Annotated in this window: 20 protein-coding genes and 1 tRNA gene; all 21 read left to right on the forward strand. The window is 43.8% G+C overall.

The genetic code is table 11. From position 1 onward, the window contains the following. Positions 1-79 precede the first annotated feature (79 nt). Positions 80-2,053, forward strand: a complete 1,974-nt coding sequence (locus tag FYJ75_RS03835) for a sodium-translocating pyrophosphatase (RefSeq protein ID WP_154429032.1) — start codon at positions 80-82, stop codon at positions 2,051-2,053. Positions 2,054-2,450: 397 nt separating this feature from the next. Then, on the forward strand, positions 2,451-4,370 hold the full coding sequence (locus FYJ75_RS03840) for an OPT family oligopeptide transporter (RefSeq protein ID WP_154429034.1): 1,920 nt from the start codon (positions 2,451-2,453) through the stop codon (positions 4,368-4,370). Continuing rightward, a complete protein-coding gene (locus FYJ75_RS03845) occupies positions 4,363-4,707 on the forward strand; it encodes a PqqD family protein (protein ID WP_154429036.1) in 345 nt (114 codons plus the stop codon). Before FYJ75_RS03840 ends, FYJ75_RS03845 begins: the two co-directional genes overlap by 8 nt. A 66-nt stretch (positions 4,708-4,773) precedes the next feature. Then, on the forward strand, positions 4,774-5,532 hold the full coding sequence (cobM, locus tag FYJ75_RS03850) for a precorrin-4 C(11)-methyltransferase (RefSeq protein WP_154429038.1): 759 nt from the start codon (positions 4,774-4,776) through the stop codon (positions 5,530-5,532). Positions 5,533-5,537: 5 nt separating this feature from the next. Then, complete coding sequence (locus tag FYJ75_RS03855) at positions 5,538-6,539, forward strand: cobalt-precorrin 5A hydrolase (RefSeq protein WP_154429040.1); 1,002 nt, start codon at positions 5,538-5,540, stop codon at positions 6,537-6,539. After that, positions 6,536-7,270 carry a precorrin-3B C(17)-methyltransferase gene (gene cobJ, locus FYJ75_RS03860; RefSeq protein ID WP_154429042.1) on the forward strand — a complete coding sequence of 245 codons (735 nt, stop codon included), beginning with the start codon at positions 6,536-6,538 and terminating at the stop codon, positions 7,268-7,270. Before FYJ75_RS03855 ends, cobJ begins: the two co-directional genes overlap by 4 nt. Next, entirely contained in the window at positions 7,267-9,318 is a 2,052-nt protein-coding gene (gene cobK, locus FYJ75_RS03865) for a precorrin-6A reductase (protein WP_154429044.1), read from the forward strand. Before cobJ ends, cobK begins: the two co-directional genes overlap by 4 nt. Next, positions 9,315-10,775, forward strand: coding sequence for a cobyrinate a,c-diamide synthase (locus FYJ75_RS03870; protein ID WP_154429046.1), 1,461 nt, complete (start codon positions 9,315-9,317; stop codon positions 10,773-10,775). The genes cobK and FYJ75_RS03870 overlap by 4 nt, the downstream gene beginning before the upstream one ends. Next, positions 10,772-11,458 carry a precorrin-2 C(20)-methyltransferase gene (cobI, locus tag FYJ75_RS03875; RefSeq protein WP_235906999.1) on the forward strand — a complete coding sequence of 229 codons (687 nt, stop codon included), beginning with the start codon at positions 10,772-10,774 and terminating at the stop codon, positions 11,456-11,458. The genes FYJ75_RS03870 and cobI overlap by 4 nt, the downstream gene beginning before the upstream one ends. 20 nt (positions 11,459-11,478) lie before the next feature. Further along, positions 11,479-11,721 (forward strand): cysteine-rich small domain-containing protein, encoded by a 243-nt coding sequence (locus tag FYJ75_RS03880; RefSeq protein WP_154429050.1) that lies wholly within the window; start codon positions 11,479-11,481, stop codon positions 11,719-11,721. Positions 11,722-11,803: 82 nt separating this feature from the next. Then, positions 11,804-11,885, forward strand: a tRNA-Leu gene (locus tag FYJ75_RS03885). 151 nt (positions 11,886-12,036) lie between these two features. Continuing rightward, a complete protein-coding gene (locus tag FYJ75_RS03890; protein WP_154429052.1) occupies positions 12,037-12,570 on the forward strand; it encodes a DUF3877 family protein in 534 nt (177 codons plus the stop codon). A gap of 448 nt (positions 12,571-13,018) precedes the next feature. Next, positions 13,019-13,348, forward strand: a complete 330-nt coding sequence (locus FYJ75_RS03895) for a PadR family transcriptional regulator (protein ID WP_154429054.1) — start codon at positions 13,019-13,021, stop codon at positions 13,346-13,348. Between the two features lie 3 nt (positions 13,349-13,351). Beyond that, the gene (locus tag FYJ75_RS03900; RefSeq protein WP_154429056.1) at positions 13,352-14,671 is read left to right on the forward strand and encodes an FtsW/RodA/SpoVE family cell cycle protein; all 1,320 of its coding nucleotides are present in this window, start codon (positions 13,352-13,354) and stop codon (positions 14,669-14,671) included. Positions 14,672-15,081: 410 nt separating this feature from the next. Then, positions 15,082-16,317 (forward strand): extracellular solute-binding protein, encoded by a 1,236-nt coding sequence (locus FYJ75_RS03905; protein ID WP_154429058.1) that lies wholly within the window; start codon positions 15,082-15,084, stop codon positions 16,315-16,317. Between the two features lie 137 nt (positions 16,318-16,454). Next, complete coding sequence (locus FYJ75_RS03910) at positions 16,455-17,912, forward strand: carbohydrate ABC transporter permease (protein ID WP_154429060.1); 1,458 nt, start codon at positions 16,455-16,457, stop codon at positions 17,910-17,912. Further along, a complete protein-coding gene (locus FYJ75_RS03915) occupies positions 17,912-18,757 on the forward strand; it encodes a sugar ABC transporter permease (protein ID WP_408638900.1) in 846 nt (281 codons plus the stop codon). Before FYJ75_RS03910 ends, FYJ75_RS03915 begins: the two co-directional genes overlap by 1 nt. Positions 18,758-19,088: 331 nt before the next feature. Continuing rightward, positions 19,089-19,751 carry a F0F1 ATP synthase subunit A gene (locus tag FYJ75_RS03920; protein WP_195838938.1) on the forward strand — a complete coding sequence of 221 codons (663 nt, stop codon included), beginning with the start codon at positions 19,089-19,091 and terminating at the stop codon, positions 19,749-19,751. Positions 19,752-19,792: 41 nt separating this feature from the next. Beyond that, positions 19,793-20,014, forward strand: a complete 222-nt coding sequence (gene atpE / locus FYJ75_RS03925; RefSeq protein WP_154429066.1) for an ATP synthase F0 subunit C — start codon at positions 19,793-19,795, stop codon at positions 20,012-20,014. A gap of 19 nt (positions 20,015-20,033) precedes the next feature. Next, positions 20,034-20,540 carry a F0F1 ATP synthase subunit B gene (gene atpF, locus FYJ75_RS03930; protein WP_154429068.1) on the forward strand — a complete coding sequence of 169 codons (507 nt, stop codon included), beginning with the start codon at positions 20,034-20,036 and terminating at the stop codon, positions 20,538-20,540. Further along, positions 20,521-21,024, forward strand: a complete 504-nt coding sequence (atpH, locus tag FYJ75_RS03935; RefSeq protein ID WP_154429070.1) for an ATP synthase F1 subunit delta — start codon at positions 20,521-20,523, stop codon at positions 21,022-21,024. Before atpF ends, atpH begins: the two co-directional genes overlap by 20 nt. The last annotated feature ends 2 nt before the right edge of the window (positions 21,025-21,026 follow it).

Raw genomic sequence — 21,026 nt, forward strand, 5'->3', positions numbered from 1 at the left:
GCATAGAATGTTGACTTTTTGACAATCTTTCGATATACTCAAAAACTGTGACAAAATATAGGAAAGAGAGAGAAGAATTATGGTTTATTTAATTCCTGCTATCGGTATCCTTGCTGTAGTAATCGCAGCTGCCCTTGCAGTCTGGGTTGGAAAACAGGATGAGGGAACTGATAAGATGAAAGAAATTGCCGCTGCTATTCATGAGGGTGCACAGGCATTTCTTATGGCTGAGTACAAAATTCTCGTAATCTTTATCGTGGTATTATTCCTTGCGATCGGATTCGGAATTGGCTGGACTACAGCTATTTGTTTTGTAATCGGAGCAATTTTTTCTACAATTGCCGGATACGCTGGAATGCAGGTTGCTACACGTGCTAACGTACGTACTGCAAACGCTGCAAAAGAAGGCGGAATGACAAAGGCACTTCCAATCGCATACCGCGGTGGTGCAGTTATGGGTCTTTGTGTTGTTGGACTTGGTCTGTTTGGTGTCAGCATGATCTATTTTGTAACAGGTAATGCAGACATTTTATTCGGATTCAGCCTTGGTGCTTCTTCAATCGCACTGTTCGCTCGTGTTGGTGGTGGTATCTATACAAAAGCTGCTGACGTAGGAGCTGACCTTGTTGGTAAAGTAGAAGCTGGTATCCCGGAAGATGATCCACGTAACCCAGCCGTTATCGCTGATAACGTTGGTGATAACGTTGGTGACGTTGCCGGAATGGGAGCTGACTTATTCGAGTCTTATGTTGGATCTATCGTATCTGCAGTAACATTAGGTATTCTGTATCATGATGGAGCAGCTGGAGCTTTATATCCACTTGTTCTTGCAGCAGTTGGTATCGCAGCATCCATCCTTGGAGTATTCTGTGTACGTGGTAAAGAAGGCACAGATCCTCATAAAGCATTAAAACTTGGAACAAATATTGCAAACATCATTACAATCGTTGTTGCAATCGTATTAAGTAATACGATCCTTGGTTCTTTCAAACCAGCAGGAGCAATCATCGCTGGTCTGATTGTTGGAACTTTAATCGGATCTATCACAGAGTGGTATACATCTGATAAATATCGTCATGTACGTAAAATCGCTGAGCAGTCTGAGACTGGTGCAGCAACAAACATCATCAGTGGTCTTGCAGTTGGTATGCATTCATGTACAATTCCGATCATTCTGATCGCAGTTGGTATCTTTGCAGCATATGCATTCGCTGGTGTATACGGAATCGCACTTGCAGCAGTTGGTATGCTTGCTACAACAGGAAGCACAGTAGCAGTTGATGCTTACGGACCAATCGCAGATAATGCAGGTGGTATCGCTGAGATGTCTGGATTAGATGAGAGCGTTCGTGATATTACAGATACACTGGATTCTGTAGGTAACACTACAGCAGCTGTTGGTAAAGGATTCGCAATCGGATCTGCAGCTTTAACAGCATTATCCTTATTCGTATCTTACTCAGAAGCTGTAGAGTTAAAGAGCATCTCCATCTTAAATCCATATGTAATCATCGGATTATTTATCGGAGCTATGCTTCCATTCTTATTCTCTGCTATCACAATGGAATCTGTTTCCAAAGCAGCTTACAAGATGATCGAAGAAGTTCGTCGTCAGTTCCATGCTGATAAGGGAATCCTTGAAGGAACAAGCAAACCTGATTACAAATCATGTGTTGCTATTTCTACAAGCGCAGCATTAAAACAGATGTTACTTCCAGGTATCATCGCTATCGTTGCTCCAATCGCAGTTGGTCTTCTTTTCGGTGCTGAAGCATTAGGTGGACTTCTTGCTGGTGCATTAGTAACTGGTGTTATGATGGCTATCTTCATGGCAAATGCCGGTGGAGCATGGGATAACGCTAAGAAATACATCGAGTCTGGAGCACACGGTGGAAAAGGAAGCGAACCTCATAAAGCAGCAGTTGTTGGAGATACTGTAGGTGATCCATTCAAGGATACATCAGGTCCTTCAATCAACATCCTGATCAAACTTATGACAGTTGTTGCATTAGTATTCGCACCATTATTCTTAGCAGTTGGTGGAATCCTGTAATTAAAAACAGAATCGGACGGTAGTCTGAATAAAATAAGACGCCAGTTCTCACATGGTCACATGTGGGAGCTGGCGTTTTTTTTGTGTGTAGTTGAATTCCTTCAAAAATATTTTACATAGAACCTATTTACAAAATGCTTATTTTTTGTAAATCGGTTCTCTCTATAATTTTATATATTTTTCTGGAATTTCATTTCACAAAATCGCACTACAAGTGCCCGGACTAAGAATCCAGAAAATGGAATTTTATCCAGAAACCATCACTAGGCGGAGAAAAATGCATCTGCTAGAATACAGTAGACAATTGTGAGATTTTTGAAATGTAAATTAAGCATGTGTGGTATATGCGTTAGTATATTTTGAAAAATTTTGCAAATGGCTACTAAAAGGAGGTTTTATGAAGAATCAAGAGACTTTTAAACCATATATTCCAGCAGACAAAGTTACTCCGGAGCTTACTGCTGCTTCGATTATTACCGGAATCATTCTTGCAATTGTGTTTGGAGCGGCAAACGCATATCTGGGACTGCGTGTTGGAATGACTGTGTCCGCTTCGATTCCGGCGGCTGTGATCTCGATGGGAGTAATCCGCCTGATCTTGAAAAAGGATTCAATCCTTGAGAGCAATATGGTCCAGACTATTGGCTCAGCGGGAGAATCATTAGCGGCAGGAGCGATTTTTACGCTTCCTGTGTTATTTTTATGGGCATCAGAAGGAAAAATAGAGACACCGGGAATTCTGGAGATTGCAGTAATTGCAATCTGCGGAGGATTGCTTGGCGTCTTTTTTATGGTTCCGCTTCGAAATGCACTGATCGTTCAGGAGCACGGAGTACTTCCATATCCGGAGGGAACTGCGTGTGCAGAAGTATTACTTGCAGGGGAAGAAGAAGGTTCTGGCGGAAGCACGGTTTTTGCTGGGATGGGGATTGCTGCAGGTATCAAATTTGTGGTAGATGGACTTAAGATCATTCCAGGAGCTGTATCGATGCGTCTTAATACCCTGAAAACGGAAATTGCAACAGAAGTTTATCCGGCGTTGATCGGAGTTGGATATATCTGCGGACCCAAAATAGCTTCTTATATGTTTGCGGGAGGAATTCTTGGCTGGCTTGTTTTAATCCCGGCAATTGTAATATTTGGATATCATAATACGATTTATCCGGGAACAGAGACAATCGGACAGATTTATGAGGCTGGCGGTGCCACTAAGATATGGAGTCTGTACATCCGGTATATTGGAGCAGGAGCGGTGGCTGCTGGCGGAATGATCAGTCTGGTGAAGTCACTTCCACTTATTGTTTCAACGTTCCGGGAAGCAATCCGTTCCCTGCGAAAAGGACATGAAGACATGACGCTTCGTACAGAACGTGATCTCAGCATGAAAACAGTGCTTGGGATGATTGCATTACTCGTGCTTGTAATCTGGCTTGTGCCATCCATACCGGTTTCAATAGCCGGTGCAGTTATGATCGTACTTTTTGGTTTTTTCTTTGCAACGGTTTCCTCAAAAATGGTAGGTCTTGTAGGGAGCAGTAATAACCCGGTATCTGGAATGGCAATTGCAACACTGCTTTTTGCAACACTTCTGCTTAAAATGTCTGGAGATACTGGCATACATGGGATGCAGGGAGCAATTGCGATCGGATCGGTGATCTGCATTATCGCATGCATGGCAGGAGATACTTCGCAGGATCTGAAGACCGGATATATTTTAGGTGCCACGCCGAAAAAACAGCAGATCGGTGAGATCATCGGAACACTGGTTGCTGCAGTCACGATCGGCGGCGTGCTTTATCTGCTCAGCATGGCGTGGGGATTTGGGACGGAAGAGCTTTCTGCACCGCAGGCAACCTTGATGAAAATGATCGTGGAAGGCGTTATGGATGGCAATCTGCCATGGGCTCTTGTGATCATTGGTGCATTTATTGCCATTGTTGTAGAGATTCTTGGAATTGCAGTGCTTCCGGTTGCAATCGGACTTTATCTTCCGCTGGAACTGAGCTCCGGTATTATGGTCGGAGGACTGGTGCGCCTGTACGTCAGCAAAAAGAAGTTACAGGATGAAAAGACAAGAAAAGATGTCACAAACCGGGGAATATTATTCTGCTCGGGAATGATCGCAGGGGAAGGCCTTGTAGGAATCCTCCTGGCTCTTCTTGCAGTATTTGGTGTTGCAGACAGGATCGATCTGTCCGGGGTGGTGAATACCGGAATCTGGGGAGGCATTGTTCTACTCATAGTAAGTGTATTTCTGGTTCAGAAAGCAGCATTCCATACAAAAGGAAATCAGAAAGCATGTGAAAAAAATGAGTAAAAAGATAAAAAAGAAAAAAGAGAATTATCTGGATCATGTGTTCAGCCATGCAGCTGCGGTAGAGTGGGACTGCGATGAAAAAGGAAATGTCACGCTTATTATAGAAAATAAAGGCTTTTTTAACCGGATTGCACAGAAACTTATTAAAAAGCCGGAGAAAACACAGGTACATCTGGACAAAATAGGAAGTTTTATCTGGATGAAATTCGATGGGACAAGATCCGTTTATGAGATTGCCATGGAGGTGAAAAGAGAATTTGGACAGAAAGCAGACCCGCTTTATGACCGTCTGCTCACCTATATGGAAATGCTTCGGGCGCAGGGATTTATCCAGTAAAACATTGAATGAAGAGCGGATGTATGCTAATCTGTAAAGGATAAGATATGGGAAAGAGGAACGGATATGGTTTATTTTGTAGGAGCCGGTTCCGGTGCAGCAGATCTGATCACGGTCAGAGGCATGCGTCTGTTGGAAAAGGCGGATGTGATCATCTATGCCGGATCACTTGTCAATCCGGAACTGCTGTCATACGCCGGAGCAGACTGTGAGATCTATAACAGTGCGAAGATGACTCTGGAAGAAGTGATTGCAGTAATGGAGGAAGCTGAGCAAAAAGGCAGGATGACGGTCCGCCTTCATACAGGTGAACCAAGTATATACGGAGCTGTACGTGAACAGATGGACATTCTGGATGAAAAAGGAATCGCATATGAAAGCTGTCCCGGGGTCAGTGCGTGTTTTGGCGCGGCTTCCAGTCTGAATCTGGAATACACGCTGCCGGAAGTGTCACAGTCGCTGATCATCACCCGTATGGAGGGGCGCACGAAGGTTCCAAAGAAGGAGAGCATTGAGAGTTTTGCAGCTCATCGTGCCTCCATGGCAATCTATCTGAGCACCGGAATGCTGGAAGAACTGGGCAGGAGACTGATTCAGGGCGGATATGAACCGAATACGCCGGCGGCACTTGTGTATAAGGCGACATGGCCGGAGGAAGAGGCATACATCTGTACGGTGGAAACGCTTGCCAGTGTGGCAAAGGAGCATGGAATCACAAAGACAGCGCTGGTGTTGGTTGGTGATGTCATTGCACATCAGCACTATGACAGATCGCGGCTTTATGCACCGGATTTCAGCACAGAATACCGTAAAGCGAAAGAGTGAGCAGTATGGAGATCAGTGTAATCAGTTTTACGGATAAGGGAAAACAGCTTTCCCAAACCGTGTTTGGCAACTGGGCTCCTGAGAAGGTACTTCTTTTTTCAAAAAAGGATCAGGTTGCGGATGTCAAAGCCTGGACAGGAGAACAGTTTCGGGAGAAAAGAGCGATTGTTTTTGTCGGGGCATGTGGAATTGCCGTGCGCATGATTGCTCCGTGGATCAAAGATAAATTAACAGACAGTCCGGTCATTGTAATGGATGAAACCGGACTTTTTGTGATTCCCGTTTTATCCGGGCACATGGGCGGTGCAAATGAACTGGCGGAGCGGATCGCACATCAGGCTGGTGCGGTTCCGGTGATCACAACAGCAACGGATGTCAATGAGACGTTTGCAGTGGATGTGTTTGCAAAAAGACAGAATCTGTCCGTTTTAAACAAAGACGGAATTGCCAGGGTTTCATCTAAGGTTTTAAAAGAAGAGATGGTGGATATCGTGATTGCAACCGATGACAAGCAGCTTTCCAATGGAATCCTCCGACTGAAACCAAAGGAATATGTACTTGGTATCGGGTGCCGTCGTGGAAAACCATACGAAGAGATCCGGGACTTTGTGGATAAAGAACTGGAAAAGATTGCCGTTTCGATGCAGGATGTCCGTGCAGTGGCATCGATCGACCGGAAGAAGGATGAAGAGGGGATTCTACGGTTTGCCAATGCCAACCGGCTGCCGTTTGTAACGTTTTCGGCGGAACAGCTGGAGCAGGTTAGTGGCAGGTTCGAGGAATCTGATTTTGTAAAAAATAACGTTGGTGTCGGAAATGTCTGTGAGAGGGCTGCAATGGCGGAAGCAGGAGAGGAAGGCAGGCTCATCCTGCACAAGACAGCCGAAAACGGAATGACACTGGCAGTTGCCTACGCACCGTGGCATATGAAAACGGACGCAGATGACCGGCTGGTACTGGAAACAGCGCAAAGCAGCGAGAAGAAAGAGAGGAAGCAGAATACATGAAAAACCGAATCTATATTGTTGGAATGGGACCAGGAGAAGAGGATATGATGACGGCTCAGGCGATCCGTGCACTGGAGGAAAGCGATGTGATCATTGGCTATCCGGTCTATCTGAGCCTTTTAGGAGAACGTTTTTCCGGCAAGGAATTTCTTTCCACACCGATGCGCCAGGAGACCAGACGCTGTCAGATGTGTTTTGAGGAAGCAAAAAAAGGAAAAACGGTCTCTATGGTATGCAGTGGAGATGCGGGAATCTATGGAATGGCTTCCCTGCTTTTTGAACTTGGCAAAGAAGAGCCGGAGACAGAGCTTGTGGTGATTCCTGGAATTACGGCTGCAAGCAGCGGTGCGGCGGTGCTTGGTGCGCCTTTAAACCATGATTTCTGTGTGATCAGTTTAAGTGATCTTCTGACACCGTGGGAACGCATTGAAAAACGTCTGATTGCAGCGGCAATGGGCGATTTTGCAATGGCAATCTACAATCCGTCCAGCCATAAGAGGGCAGATTATCTGCAGAAGGCGTGTGATATCCTGATGAATAACGGAGTAGAGCCGGAGCGCGCCTGCGGTTATGTGGAGAATATCGGAAGAGAAGGAACGAAAGCACATACCTGTACGATCCGGGAACTGCGGGATTGCAAAGTAAATATGTTTACAACGGTTTTTATCGGTAATTCACAGTCTGAGATCGTGAATGGAAAGCTGATTACGAAAAGAGGTTATCAGATATGAGAAAGGTACTCATTTATTCGGGAACAACGGAGGGAAGAGAGCTTGCGGAGCATCTTTCTGCAGCAGGAATTGAATGTACAGTGTCCGTAGCAACGGAATATGGAGAACTCGTCATGCCGGAGCTTCCAGGCGTTCAGGTGCATCAGGGGCGCATGAGAGAAGAAGAGATGGAAGCCTTCATGAAAAGTTCCAATTATGCGGCCGTTGTGGATGCCACACACCCTTTTGCAACCGAAGTATCTGAGAATATCAGGGCAGCAGCGCAGAAGGTATGCCTTTCTTATCTGAGACTGAAACGTGATACAGCAAGCAGTGATTACGGGATCGGGGAAAAGAAATATTTTTCAGATGCTGCGCAATGTGCTGCCGCATTAGAATCCATGTCCGGGAATATTCTGCTTACGACAGGAAGCAAGGAACTGGCCGTTTTCTGTAGAGAAGAGGAAGTAAAAGAAAGACTTTTTGTGCGTGTCCTTCCGGGAATGGAAAGCATCCGGTTATGTGAAGAACAGGGAATTGCCGGAAAACATATTCTTGCGATGCAGGGGCCGTTTTCTGAGGAATTGAATCTAGCACTGATCCGTCAGTTTGACATCAAATGTCTGGTCACCAAGGAAAGTGGATCTGCGGGAGGATATACAGAGAAACTGGAAGCTGCAAAAAAAGCGGGGATTCCGGTTTATGTGATCGTCAACCCGGAGAAACAAAGCTCTGGTTTTACCCTGAAAAATGTACTCAGACGGTTAGAGGAATTATTGGGATGCAGGATTCTTACAGCCTCCGGACCGGTAAAGGATAAAGAACGTAAAATTAAAATTGCGCTGATCGGTATTGGAATGGGCAACCCGGATACGCTTACGGTCGCTGCCAAAAATGAGATTGCGCAGGCAGACGTTGTTTTTGGTGCAAAAAGAATGCTGTCCCTGGCTGGAAAAAATGCAGAAAAGTATCCATATTATCTTGCAGAGGATATACTGCCATGTCTGCGTAATCTGCCAGAAGGACCGCACCGGGTCGCAATTTTATTTTCCGGAGACACCGGCTTTTACAGTGGCTGCAGCAAAATGAAAGAAAAGCTTGATGCAGCGGATATCGGGGAAGTGACGGTTTATCCGGGAATTTCATCGATTTCTTATCTTGCGGCACGTACCGGAATCAGCTGGCAGGATGCAAAGATCATGAGTATCCATGGAAGAGGCGAGGAAAAAGAATGGAGAGCCTCCGTGGTGGATGCAATCCGTTATCATCAAAAGACCTTTTTGCTGATGTCCGGTGCGCAGAATGTACAGCGGATCGGGCAGATTCTTATGGAATCCGGGCTGAAAGACTGCATACTCTGGATCGGTTATGAGCTTTCCTATCCGAAAGAACGCATTTTAAAACTGACTCCGGATGAGTGTGGTTCGATCACAGAGGAGGGATTGTATACCTGTCTGGTCTGCAATCCGGCGAAACAGAAAAGAGCAGTAACACATGGCTGGAAGGATGAGGTATTTGTAAGAGACAAGGTTCCAATGACCAAGGAGGAAATCCGTGAAATTTCCATCAGTAAACTGCATCTGAGGGAAGATGCAGTTGTGTATGATATTGGGAGCGGAACCGGTTCCATTGCAATGGAGATTGCTGCAAGGAGCAGCAGTATTCAGGTATATGCAATCGAGAAAAAACCACAGGCGGTAGAGCTGATCGAGGAAAACCGGAAAAAATTCGGACTGGATAATGTTCAGGTTCTTGAGGCGGAGGCACCAGGTGGAATTGTGGATCTCGAGGCACCGACCCATGCATTTATCGGGGGAAGCAGTGGCAATCTAAAAGAGATTCTGATGATTCTTTACCGCAAGAATCCGAAGACCCGTATTGTGATCAATGCGATCAGCATGGAGACAATCGGAGAGATATCGAATCTGTTAAAAGAGGGATGGGTGAATGATCCCGAGGTTGTCTGGGTACAGGCAAGCCGTTCTAAGGCCATTGGATCGTATCATCTGATGCAGGCTGAGAATCCGGTCATGATCGCATCATTCACACTGGAAAGGAAAGAAGTATGAAACATCCGGGAGTTCTTATCGCAGCAACAAAGAGCGGAAGCGGGAAAACAACGATCACCTGTGCCCTGCTTCAGGCACTGAAGCAGCGGGACATCAGAACAAGAGCATTTAAATGTGGACCGGATTATATTGATCCGATGTTTCATAAACAGATCATCGGTGTGCCATCAAGAAATCTGGATACGTTTTTCTCAGGTCCGGAACAGATTCGGGAGCTATATCAGATGAATTCTAAGGGAACCGATGATAAGACGGAAATATCTGTCATCGAGGGTGTGATGGGGCTTTATGACGGTCTTGGCGGTATCAGGGAAGAGGGATCCGCATATCATCTTGCGGAGGTTTTAGATATTCCGATTGTACTTGTTTTGGATGCACATGGAATGGGCAGATCCATGATCCCGCTTCTTGCAGGTTTTCTTCAATACGATAAAAGCCATCTGATCCGTGGCGTAATCTTAAACCGGACAACACCGATGTTTCTTCAGACCATTGCACCGCTTATTGAGAAAGAACTGAAACTTCCAGTGCTTGGATGTTTTCCAAAAACGCAGAAGCTTGTGCTTCCGGGACGGCATCTCGGACTTGTTATGCCTGGGGAAATCGATGATATCCGCAGACAACTGCATGAGGCGGCCGTGCAGCTGGAGAAAACGGTGGATATCGACCGTATTCTTGCAATCGCAAATGAAGCAGGGAACATAGATGACTTTTCACGGAAGACTGCAGACGGTGATGCTTTGCAGACAAGTGAAAGAACAGCGGATGGTCAGGAGAAAAAGAATGGAATAGAGCCGGAGAATGACGGGAAATCGTGTGCGAATCTTCGTCTGGCTGTTGCGCAGGATGAGGCATTTTGCTTCTATTATGAGGACAATCTGAGGCTGCTTCGGGAAAAGGGAGTCACGATTGTCTGGTTTTCTCCAATCCATGACGAGGCACTGCCGCAGAACATTGATGGTATCCTTCTTGGCGGAGGCTACCCGGAGCTGCATGCAGGGGAGCTGGAGGCAAATGAGAAGATGCGAAAAGCAATCCGTGATTCGATCACAGCAGGAATGCCATCGGTTGCCGAATGTGGAGGATTCATGTATCTGCATGATACACTTGTGGATAAAACCGGTGCAGCTTTCCACATGGCAGGCGTTTTGCCGGCAGAATGCAAAGATACCGGAAAACTGGTGCGTTTTGGCTATGTGGAGATAGAAGAAAAGGAAGCTGACTGGCTGCCGGCCGGGACGAAGATCCGGGGACATGAATTTCATTATTATGACAGTTCAGATAATGGCATGGACTGTATTGCGCAAAAACCCGTGACGGGCAGAAACTGGCCGTGTATCCACAGCACATCTGACCATTGGTGGGGTTATCCACATCTGTATTATCCGTCCAATCCGGAATTTGTGTATCATTTTGTTGCGCAGATGCGCAAATGGAAACAGGAGACAACGAAATGAGAGGAATATTATATGGCATTGGTGTCGGTCCGGGAGATCCCCGGCTTATGACACTTGCTGCGGTAAAAGCAATTGAAAACAGTGATGTTGTGATCCTTCCGACGGAGCCAAAAGAAGAGTGTTACGCATATCGGATCGTCAGATCCGTGATTCCTGACATTGATAAAAAGGAGATCCTGTGCAGACATTTTCCAATGATCCGTGACAAGGAGCAATTAAAAGGTGCACACGATCAGATCTATGAAGAATTGCGGGAAATGTTAGAGCAGGGGAAAGAGATTGCTTTTCTGACGATCGGAGATCCGTCCGTTTATTCTACCTATAATTACATGCACGAAAGGGCTGTCAGGGATGGTTATCAGGCGAAGATGATAAGTGGTGTTCCGTCTTTTTGTGCTGTGGCAGCAGCACTTGGAATTTCACTTGGAGATGGTAAGGATGAGATCCACATCATACCGGCTTCCTATGAATTGGAGGAATCCTTGCAGTTAAAAGGCACAAAAATCTATATGAAATCCGGTAAAAAGCTGATAGAATTAAAGGAGAGGCTGCTTGCCAGCCCGGAAAGCTATCATGAGATCTATGCGGTATCAGACTGTGGACTTTCGGAGCAGAAGATCATGCGAGGAATGGAAGAACTTGAAGCAGAAAGCGGATATCTTACTATTGTCATTGTAAAATAAACGGTTGAAAGAGGAGAACTATGGAGAATTCTTATCGCTTTTTTGAAAACAGAGCATGCCAGTACTTCCCGTGTCATAAGCTGGAAGGGGACTTTAATTGTCTTTTTTGTTATTGTCCGTTATATAACAGAAAGCATTGTCCGGGCAACCATACCTATATCGAGAAGAATGGAAGGCAGATCAAGGTCTGCACAGACTGTACGTTTCCTCATAAACCGGAGAATTATGATATCATCATCCAGTTTTTAAAGAAACCGGAATGATCCTTCATATTTTGGTTGCAATTTCACCATTCATCCGCTATAATTTCCTAGTAAGTTTTGCAGCTGCAGGAAGTTGCAATAAGCGGAACTGATGGAATTGGCAGACATGCAAGATTTAGGTTCTTGTGCCGCGAGGCGTGTGGGTTCAAGTCCCACGTTCCGCATTCAGACAGAGATGAGGTGGTGATCTTTTTTGATTTCCATCTTATTTTTTTGAGGAAAATAATTGAATTAGGATTAGGGTGTCAAAAAAGTCACCTTTTGACACCCTAATCTGGATTAAGTAATTGAAATTAGAAAAAGGAGACACAGAAAATGGGATATGAACAGCTTGAGAGAAGCCTGATTGATATTATGAAAGAGGAACAGGCAAAACTTGGTTATCGGAAAGAGCAGGTAAGGCTTTATTATCCGCTCAGTTCATTGAATCATTTTTTTGATGCAGAGGATAACACAGAGGATATGCAAAAGAGACTGTCAGATCTTCCAGAATCACTGACGGAAAAACTCGGAGAGATCTCGGTTTCACATGTAAAAGACCGATTCTGTTTTCATATTCCCGAAGAAGGAAGCGAATATGTGCATGCGCATATGCAGGAAAACGAGTTCATAAAGACACTGGTTGAACTTCTGCAGCAGCACCATGTCACGATAGAACAGATCAAAGCGTTGTTTGATCAGCATTCGGATCACGTCATTATGGAAGAAATTAACAATGGGGAATTTGATTATCTTCTTCGTTTTGCGGATGATAAAGAAGATCCGTATTATTATTGCTTTAAAGATGAGGGCTGTCATATGATTTATCACCGGTTTCTTCCGGCTGATTACGAGGATTTTGATTTTTAGAGGATGCATAAACAGTAAGATAAAAGGTAGAGAACTCCGGAAGGCGTGAGATTTATTTCAGGCTTTCCGGAGTTTTTACTTAAAAATGCAGTTGACATATATAGACTGTCGATATACTATATAGATAACAGATATATCGAACATCTATATAATTAAAAATGCGAAATTCACAGGGAATTCTCCGTAATGATGAAACTTTGTTCGTTTACACCTAATTTCATAGCTCTGACATGCAGGATAGTTATCCTTTTCTCCGTAAATCGTTATTTCTTTGTGATTACACCGTCAGTTTTGCAGCATTTGACGGCGTAATCAATGAAAATGTTTCTTCTACGGAGAATCTGCTGTTTTGTATGATCAAATCTATCAATTTTTCGGTGTAATGAATGATTTTTCGGCATTTACGGAGAATCACCTGAATCGATATATCGCAAGGAAGGAGGACAAAATGGCAGTTGAAAAATCATTGGTTTCGGGAAGTATGACAATGTTGATTTTAAAGCTTTTATCGGAAAAAGACATGTATGGTTACGAAATGATCGATACACTCCGCCAAAAGTCACAGAATGTTTTTGAACTGAAGGCGGGAACGCTGTATCCGCTTTTGCATGGTCTTGAGGATAAGGGGATGCTTAGGGTTTATGAAAAGGAGTACGCCGGAAAAACCAGAAAATATTATAGTATTACACAGTCTGGTATGAATATGCTTGACAGGAAAAAGGAAGAATGGACGGAATATCAGGATGCAGTAGCAAGAGTACTGGCGATGGGGGTATAGGGAATGGAAGAATATTTACGGATTTTACTGGAACAGATTCGGTGCAGACAGGCTCATGATGCAATTCGGGATGAAATTGAGGAGCATATCCGACAACAGATTGCGGATAATATTTCATCCGGAATGTCCAGGGGACAGGCAGAGGAAGCCGCTGTTTTGGATATGGGAAGTCCTGTGGAGACCGGAATTGCCCTTGACCGGATACACCGGCCGCAGATTGCGTGGAAAATGATATTGTTTATTACTGTAATAACAATTGCGGCAAGTGTGATGCATATATTGCTTGGAACACAGGAATATGTATGCGGAGCAACCGTTGGATTAGTGCTTATGATTCTTATGTATCGGCTGGACGATACAAGGATAGCAGAATTTGCAAAACCAGTCGCGGTTCTTCTTTTGATAGCAGTGTTTGCTGGCTGTCATATGGGAGAAACCATGTATGGTGTAACACAATCCATTCAGGTTGGAGGAATTGAGATTTCCTTTTTTCCACTTATGCTTTTCTATGTGCCTCTTTATGCAGCAATTATTTATTCGTATTATGGAAGTGGATATCAAGGACTGGTAAAGGCAATCATATGGATGATCTTACCAATTATCGCAGCACTGCGTATGCCAAGTCTGACACTTGCAGCTATACTTCTGGTGGCGCAGGCGGTTGTACTGACAATTGCGGTTGGAAAAGGATGGTATCACATTGCAAAAGAAAAAACGCTGGTAGGGTTATGGGGAACTGTGCTTGGCCTTCCGCTTTTAGGTTTTGTTCAGAAATATGTTATGGGTGGAGCCGCAAATTATCAGGTGATGCGTATTCGCATGATTCTTACTGGCCAGAAAGAATGGGATTATACAGCGAAGACTGCTGTAGACGGCATCCGGGCAAGTACCTGGATCGGAGACAGTGGACAGAACCTTTCTGCGAATCTTCCGGGAGGAGAATCACAGTTTGTACTTACTTACCTGATCTCGAATTATGGATTCGTTGCAGGTATATTGATCTGTGCGGCTCTTGCGTTTCTGATCATACGGTTTTTTATGATTGCGGTACATCAGCACAACCAGCTTGGCATGGCGATGGGAGTTGGCTGCGCAATGGTAATCATGCTGAATGCAGTGATCAATATTGCGCAAAATCTGGGAATGATACCTTCTATCCGGTCGTTTCTTCCGTTTTTTTCAGCAGGTAATACGAGTCTGGTCGTAAGCTATATGCTGGCCGGCATTGTACTTAGCATTTACCGTTATAAGAATATCTATGCATCTCATGTGCAGTTAAAAGCATTTAAAATGCATCTCGAAATAGATAAAAGTGCATCCTGACAGTCGATCATTAGTCAGTTACAATAAAACAGAGCCTGGATTCATTTGTGACATGCAAATGAATCCAGGCTCTGTTTTATTTTTGGCCGATTACGGAGAAAACAAAAGGTTTAACGGTTGCACAACACGCTCGAAAACAAGGGGCATATATTCTGAAAATGAAGATAATTTGTGAAAAAGCAACAAAAACAACACAAATATATTATAAATCATGCACATTGACACAAAAATGACCAGGGATTATACTATCAACATAGAACAACCGATTGCGCAAATGCGAAAAGGCGCGAAAGACAATAGAGATAACGCGAAAAATCATGACATGGAAACGCATACAGCGTACATGTGATGAGAATGCCAGTCGGCTGTGAGTTCAGCGGAAACGCTGGGGAAAAGGGAGGAAATATAACATGAAGAAAAAAGTATTATGTGCACTGTTAGCAACATGTATGGTTGCTTCAATGACAGCGTGCGGAAGCAAATCATCAGAGGGAGATACGCAAGCCGCTGCAGATGGTTCCATCAGCTTAAGAGTATGGGCTGCAGAAGAAGACCAGGATCTGACAAACGAACTGGTTGAGAAATTTAAAGAAGCCAATCCAGACCAGACTTTCGATATTCAGGTCGGCGTTGAGTCTGAGGCAAATGCAAAAGACGATATCCTTGTTGATCCGGAATCAGCACCGGATGTGTTCGCTTTTGCAAGCGATCAGATTGTAGATCTTGTAAACGCAAACGTATTACAGGCCGTACAGGATGCAGATACGATTTCCAGTGAGAACGTTTCAGGTTCTGTTGAGGCTGCAACAGTAAATGACACACTGTATGCATATCCATTCTCAGCAGATAACGGATATTTCTTATACTACGATAAAAATGTTGTTTCAGATCCAAGCAACTGGGATGCAATCCTTGCAGATTGTGCAGCTGCCGGAAAGAAAGCCGGTATGGTTTATGCTTCTGGATGGTATAATGCAGGATTCTTCTATGGAGCAGGCTTTACAACCGAGTTAAATGAAGACGGAAGTACAACAATGGATTGGAATAAAACATCCGCAGACGGAATTAAAGGTACTGATGTAGCACAGGCAATGCTTGATATTGCAACAAATCCTGGATTCCTTCCAATTACAGATGGAGATACAGCAAACCAGATCGCAACAGGATCACTTGGTGCAATCGTATCCGGATCATGGGATGCAACAGCAGTTCAGGAAGCATTTGGCGATGGATATGCTGCAACTGTTCTTCCTACCTATACATGCGCAGGACAGCAGGTGGCAATGGGATCTGCAGCCGGATACAAAATGATGGGTGTAAACGCAAACTCTAAACAGGTTGGCTGGGCAATGGAACTTGCAAAATTCCTGACAAATGAAGACAGCCAGCAGACACGTTTTGAAGAACGTGAGATCGGACCTTCTAATATTAAAGTTGGTGAGTCTGACGAAGTAAAAGCAAACGTTGCACTTGCAGCAGTAACTGCACAGAATGGTGCAAACGGTGTTGTTCAGTCTGTAGGATCAAACTACTGGGATCCAACCAAATCATTTGGTGAGATCATGGCACAGGGCAATCCGGACGGAACAGACCTTCAGACACTGCTTGATAACCTTGTAGATGCTGTTTCACAGCCTACAAACTAGAATTGAACTACAAATCGTTTAGTAACTTCTGAAAATTCCCAGTGAAATGCCTCCGCACCGTGGCACGGAGGCATTTCACATTAGAAAAGGGAAGACTGCTTGGGAAGCAGATGCTATGGAAAGGCAAGGGTGCTTGCATGAGTAAGAGTATTGAGAAAAAAAAGACAAACCCGGTCGCAGGATTTTTCAGCGCGATTGGTACTTTTTTTAAGGAATTTGGAGAGGCTGTCGCCGGTGGAGATGGCGCAGTAAAGGCATCCCTGATTGTTGCGGGAGCCGGATATCTGAAAAGAAAACAGATCATCAAAGGTATTTTGGTTACCTTATTGGAAATTGCAGTAATTTTATACACAGTCATGATCGGAATTCCGTATATCGGAAAATTACATACACTTGGTACGGTCGAACGTGCAATGGTATATAATCCGACAACCATGAAAAATGAAGTCAATGATTATGATAATTCACTTTTGATTCTCCTTTTCGGAGTCATTAGTTTGAGCTTTCTTGTTGTTGCAATCCTTCTGTGGATGGCGAATGTGAGAAATACATACCGTCTCCAGAAACGTGCGGAAGCAGGAAAACATGTAAATACATTTAAAGAAGATTTAAACGCTATGTTGAATGACAAGTTTCATTTTACATTACTGGCATTCCCGGTACTTGGAGTTATTATCTTCAATGTCATGCCGCTTGTAGTCATGATCTGTATCGCATTTACAAATTACGATCAGAATCATATGCCTCCGGCGCAGCTGTTTGGATGGGTAGGACTTGCAAACTTTAAGAGCCTTTTCCAGACGAGTCTTACGGTCACATTTGGTTACACATTCTGGCGGATTCTTGCATGGACTCTGATCTGGGCAGTCCTTGCAACTTTCACGACATATTTTGGCGGTATTATTCTTGCCCTACTTATTAATAATAAACTGACAAAATTCAAAAAAATGTGGAGAACATTATTTGTTGCCTCCATTTCCGTACCACAGTTCGTAACCCTTCTTTTACTGCGCAACTTCTTTGCAAACAATGGTATTGCAAATACATTTTGCGCAAACATCGGAATAACGGGGCTGTTCCAGAAATTAGGCTGGATCAGCACCAACTATATTCCATTTTTGACAGACCCGGTATGGGCGAAGATTACGATCGTAGTGATCAATATCTGGGTAGGTATTCCTTATCTGATGCTGATCGCAACCGGCGTTCTTATGAATATTCCGGAAGAACTGAAAGAAAGTGCCAAGATTGACGGTGCGAATGCATTCCAGATATTTAAGAGTATTACAATGCCATATATGTTCTTTATTACAGGACCATATCTGGTAACACAGTTTACAGCAAACATTAATAACTTTAACGTAATTTATCTGCTGACCCAGGATGTCTATACAACGACAGACCAGAAACTGGCAGCATCAAGTGGTAAAGAGATTGACCTTCTTGTTACCTGGTTATACCGGTTGACGAGTGAGCAGTATAACTACAAGATGGCATCCGTCATCGGTATCTGCGTATTTATCGTTTGTGCGGTAATTACATTATTTGCCTTTAACTTCTTAATTAAAGGAGACAAGGAGGAAACTTTCCAATGATGACAAAAAATAAGATTAAAGCGGTGGTACTTCACCTTGTACTGGCAATTCTGGCAATCATCTGGATCACACCGATCGTATGGCTGATCGTAACTTCTTTCAGCGGATACGATGGAATGAATACCAGTAGATTTTTCCCGGAAACATGGTCGATCCGGAACTATACCCGAGTATTATTCCAGTCGGATACAGTGTCACAGTTTCCGGTGTGGTTTAAAAATACCATGATCATTGCAATTTTTGTATGCCTGATCTCTACGACCTTCGTACTGATGGTCAGCTATGCGATGAGCTGTATGCGTTTTAAGGGAAGAAAAGCATTGATGAATGCAGCAGTTATGCTTCAGCTTTTCCCGGGATTCTTGTCCATGATCGCAATTTATTTTATCCTGAAGTCTGTAAATCTGACCAACAGCCATATTGGAATGATCCTTGTATATTCTGGTGGAGCTGGTCTTGGATATCTTGTGGCAAAGGGATTCTTTGATACGATTCCGGCTTCCCTGAGAGAGGCTGCGTATCTGGAAGGCGCATCCGAGGCACGTACATTTTTTACGATCGTGCTTCCGCTTTCAAAACCAATTATTGTGTACACGGTAATCAGTTCTTTCCTTGTACCGTGGACAGACTTCGTTTTTGCAAAAATTATTTTAAATTCCGGTATTTCAACAGACTGGACAGTGGCCATCGGTTTGTATAATATGCTGAACCGCACGCTGATTCCTACTTACTTCTCAAGATTCTGCGCCGGAGGCGTACTGGTTGGTATCCCGATCGGTATCCTGTTTATCATCATGCAGAAGTTCTATGTAGAAGGTATTACCGGAGGTTCCGTAAAAGGTTAAATTCTGGTTAAAAATTCCTACCTGACTGGGACTACAAAACGATAAAATTGTCTATAAATAGGTTGAAAATTGTTAATCTTGCACAAGGCGTATTGGACGTTTTTGTGCAAGATTATTTATTTTGCACGTATACTTCTGGAAAAAAAAGGAGTATATTAAACACGCTGAATGAACACAATATACGTATTATTTAATAGGTAGAAAGTGTCACAGGAAGCGTGGGGAACACAAAGCAGTGGGGGTCACGTACGTAGTGGTATATCCTGCTGTTTTTTTGTGACCGAATCTGATGGAAGGAGGCATAAAAATGGGAAATCTGTCAGAATTACTGATGGAGGAACTGAATTGTGAGACCGCGTTTACGATTCCCGTTTTTGGAGGAATTCCTGTAGCGGAATCCGTGGTGGTAACCTGGGTGATCATGGCTGTTCTGATCGTCGCGGGAATTTTCCTTGGAAGAAACTTAAAAGTAGAGAATCCAGGGAAGCGTCAGATCGCTGTAGAAACAGTTGTGGGAGGATTGCATGACTTTTTCTATGAATTGCTTGGCGAAGACGGAAAGAGATATATACCATACCTGATGACGGTTGGTACGTATATCATGATTTCCAATATGATCGGTCTGTTCGGACTGAAATCACCGACGAAGGACGTGGGCGTGACCGGAGCGCTGGCACTTATGAGTATCGTTCTGATCGAATATTCCGGAGTGCATCAGAAAGGTGCAAAGGGATTTTTGAAGAGCTTTGCAGAGCCAATTCCGATTATGCTGCCGATGAATATTCTTGAAGTATTCATTCGTCCATTATCACTTTGTATGCGACTGTTTGGTAACATTCTTGGCGCATTCGTTATTATGGAATTGCTTAAAATTGTTGCACCTCTATTGGTGCCAATTCCATTCAGTTTATACTTTGACCTGTTTGATGGTTTCATTCAGGCATATGTATTTGTATTTTTAACATCATTATTTATTAAGGAAACAATTGAGTAGGCATCTGCCTATATTTTTTACAGGAAAAGGAGATTAAAATTATGTCATTAGTAGCAGTTGGAGCAGGAATCGCAGCATTAACAGGTATTGGAGCAGGTATTGGTATCGGTATTGCAACATCAAAAGCAACAGATGCAATCGCAAGACAGCCGGAAGCAGACGGAAAGATCACAAAAGCATTATTACTTGGTTGTGCACTTGCCGAAGGTACTGCAATTTTCGGTATGGTAGTTGGTATTTTAATTATCTTATTCTTAGGTTAATAGAGAGGACTTGTAGAGTATGCAGTTATTAAGAATAGATTGGAACGTCATTTTTACAATTATCAATCTGATCGTTCTTTATCTTGCACTCCGTCATTTCCTGATCGGACCGGTTACCAAAGTAATGGAACAGAGAAAAGCCATGATCGATGGACAGTTTGCTGATGCAAAAAAGACACAGGATCAGGCTGCAGATCTGAAAAAGGAATATGAGAAGAAACTGGAGAAAGCTCATGAAGAGTCTGCCGAGATTCTTGAAAAAGCAAGAAAAAGTGCTCAGGCAGAATATGACAGCAAGGTAAACGCTGCGGATGAAGAGGCTGGTAGAATTATTAAAGATGCCCATAAAGCAGTTGAACTGGAACGCGACAAAACGGTACAGGAACTTCAGTCTGAGATCGCTGTTCTTGCAGTAGCCGCTGCAGGAAAGGTATTAGGCGAAGCAAGTACCAAGGAAAATAACCAGTTACTGTACAACGAGTTTCTGGCAAAAGCAGGTGGTGTAAATGACACAGGTAGCAAATAATTATGGAATCGTTCTGTATGAGCTGGGTGTGGAAAAAGATACGGTCGAAACAATGATGGATATTTTTTCACAAACAGAAGAACTGCCGAAGATGCTGCAGAATCCGGTAATATCCAAAGAGGTGAAACATCGTATCGTTGATGATATTTTCCCGGAAGCGGTCAGAAATTTCCTGAAAGTACTCTGCGACAGACAGGAAGTTGACATGATCGGGGACATTTATAACGCATATGTACGCGCTTATAATGAACAGCATGGCATTTTGTCAGCAGAGCTGACCTATGTGATGGAGCCGGACGATGAGCAGGTTGGACAGATGAAGGATTATCTGAAGTCCAAATATGGCAAAGAGCAGGTGGAACTTGCGATGCATAAAGATCCTGCGCTGATCGGAGGATTTGTCCTGCGTGTTGGAGACATGGAGCAGGATTGCAGCATGAAGGGTCGTCTGGAGCGATTAGAGAAAAGATTAACGTGGAGGTGATA

Source organism: Roseburia porci (assembly GCF_009695765.1).
In the GTDB taxonomy this organism is placed as follows: domain Bacteria; phylum Bacillota; class Clostridia; order Lachnospirales; family Lachnospiraceae; genus Roseburia; species Roseburia porci.

Excerpts from the sequence above, each read along its gene's own strand:
- FYJ75_RS03845 (WP_154429036.1), top strand. The coding sequence starts at position 4,363 with ATGAGTAAAAAGATAAAAAAGAAAAAAGAGAATTATCTGGATCATGTG.
- FYJ75_RS03890 (WP_154429052.1), top strand. The coding sequence starts at position 12,037 with ATGGGATATGAACAGCTTGAGAGAAGCCTGATTGATATTATGAAAGAG.
- atpE (WP_154429066.1), top strand. The coding sequence starts at position 19,793 with ATGTCATTAGTAGCAGTTGGAGCAGGAATCGCAGCATTAACAGGTATT.
- FYJ75_RS03835 (WP_154429032.1), top strand. The coding sequence starts at position 80 with ATGGTTTATTTAATTCCTGCTATCGGTATCCTTGCTGTAGTAATCGCA.
- cobI (WP_235906999.1), top strand. The coding sequence starts at position 10,772 with ATGAGAGGAATATTATATGGCATTGGTGTCGGTCCGGGAGATCCCCGG.
- FYJ75_RS03855 (WP_154429040.1), top strand. The coding sequence starts at position 5,538 with ATGGAGATCAGTGTAATCAGTTTTACGGATAAGGGAAAACAGCTTTCC.
- FYJ75_RS03880 (WP_154429050.1), top strand. The coding sequence starts at position 11,479 with ATGGAGAATTCTTATCGCTTTTTTGAAAACAGAGCATGCCAGTACTTC.
- FYJ75_RS03920 (WP_195838938.1), top strand. The coding sequence starts at position 19,089 with ATGGAGGAACTGAATTGTGAGACCGCGTTTACGATTCCCGTTTTTGGA.
- cobM (WP_154429038.1), top strand. The coding sequence starts at position 4,774 with ATGGTTTATTTTGTAGGAGCCGGTTCCGGTGCAGCAGATCTGATCACG.
- cobJ (WP_154429042.1), top strand. The coding sequence starts at position 6,536 with ATGAAAAACCGAATCTATATTGTTGGAATGGGACCAGGAGAAGAGGAT.
- cobK (WP_154429044.1), top strand. The coding sequence starts at position 7,267 with ATGAGAAAGGTACTCATTTATTCGGGAACAACGGAGGGAAGAGAGCTT.
- atpH (WP_154429070.1), top strand. The coding sequence starts at position 20,521 with ATGACACAGGTAGCAAATAATTATGGAATCGTTCTGTATGAGCTGGGT.
- FYJ75_RS03900 (WP_154429056.1), top strand. The coding sequence starts at position 13,352 with ATGGAAGAATATTTACGGATTTTACTGGAACAGATTCGGTGCAGACAG.
- FYJ75_RS03915 (WP_408638900.1), top strand. The coding sequence starts at position 17,912 with ATGACAAAAAATAAGATTAAAGCGGTGGTACTTCACCTTGTACTGGCA.
- atpF (WP_154429068.1), top strand. The coding sequence starts at position 20,034 with ATGCAGTTATTAAGAATAGATTGGAACGTCATTTTTACAATTATCAAT.
- FYJ75_RS03840 (WP_154429034.1), top strand. The coding sequence starts at position 2,451 with ATGAAGAATCAAGAGACTTTTAAACCATATATTCCAGCAGACAAAGTT.
- FYJ75_RS03905 (WP_154429058.1), top strand. The coding sequence starts at position 15,082 with ATGAAGAAAAAAGTATTATGTGCACTGTTAGCAACATGTATGGTTGCT.
- FYJ75_RS03910 (WP_154429060.1), top strand. The coding sequence starts at position 16,455 with ATGAGTAAGAGTATTGAGAAAAAAAAGACAAACCCGGTCGCAGGATTT.
- FYJ75_RS03870 (WP_154429046.1), top strand. The coding sequence starts at position 9,315 with ATGAAACATCCGGGAGTTCTTATCGCAGCAACAAAGAGCGGAAGCGGG.
- FYJ75_RS03895 (WP_154429054.1), top strand. The coding sequence starts at position 13,019 with ATGGCAGTTGAAAAATCATTGGTTTCGGGAAGTATGACAATGTTGATT.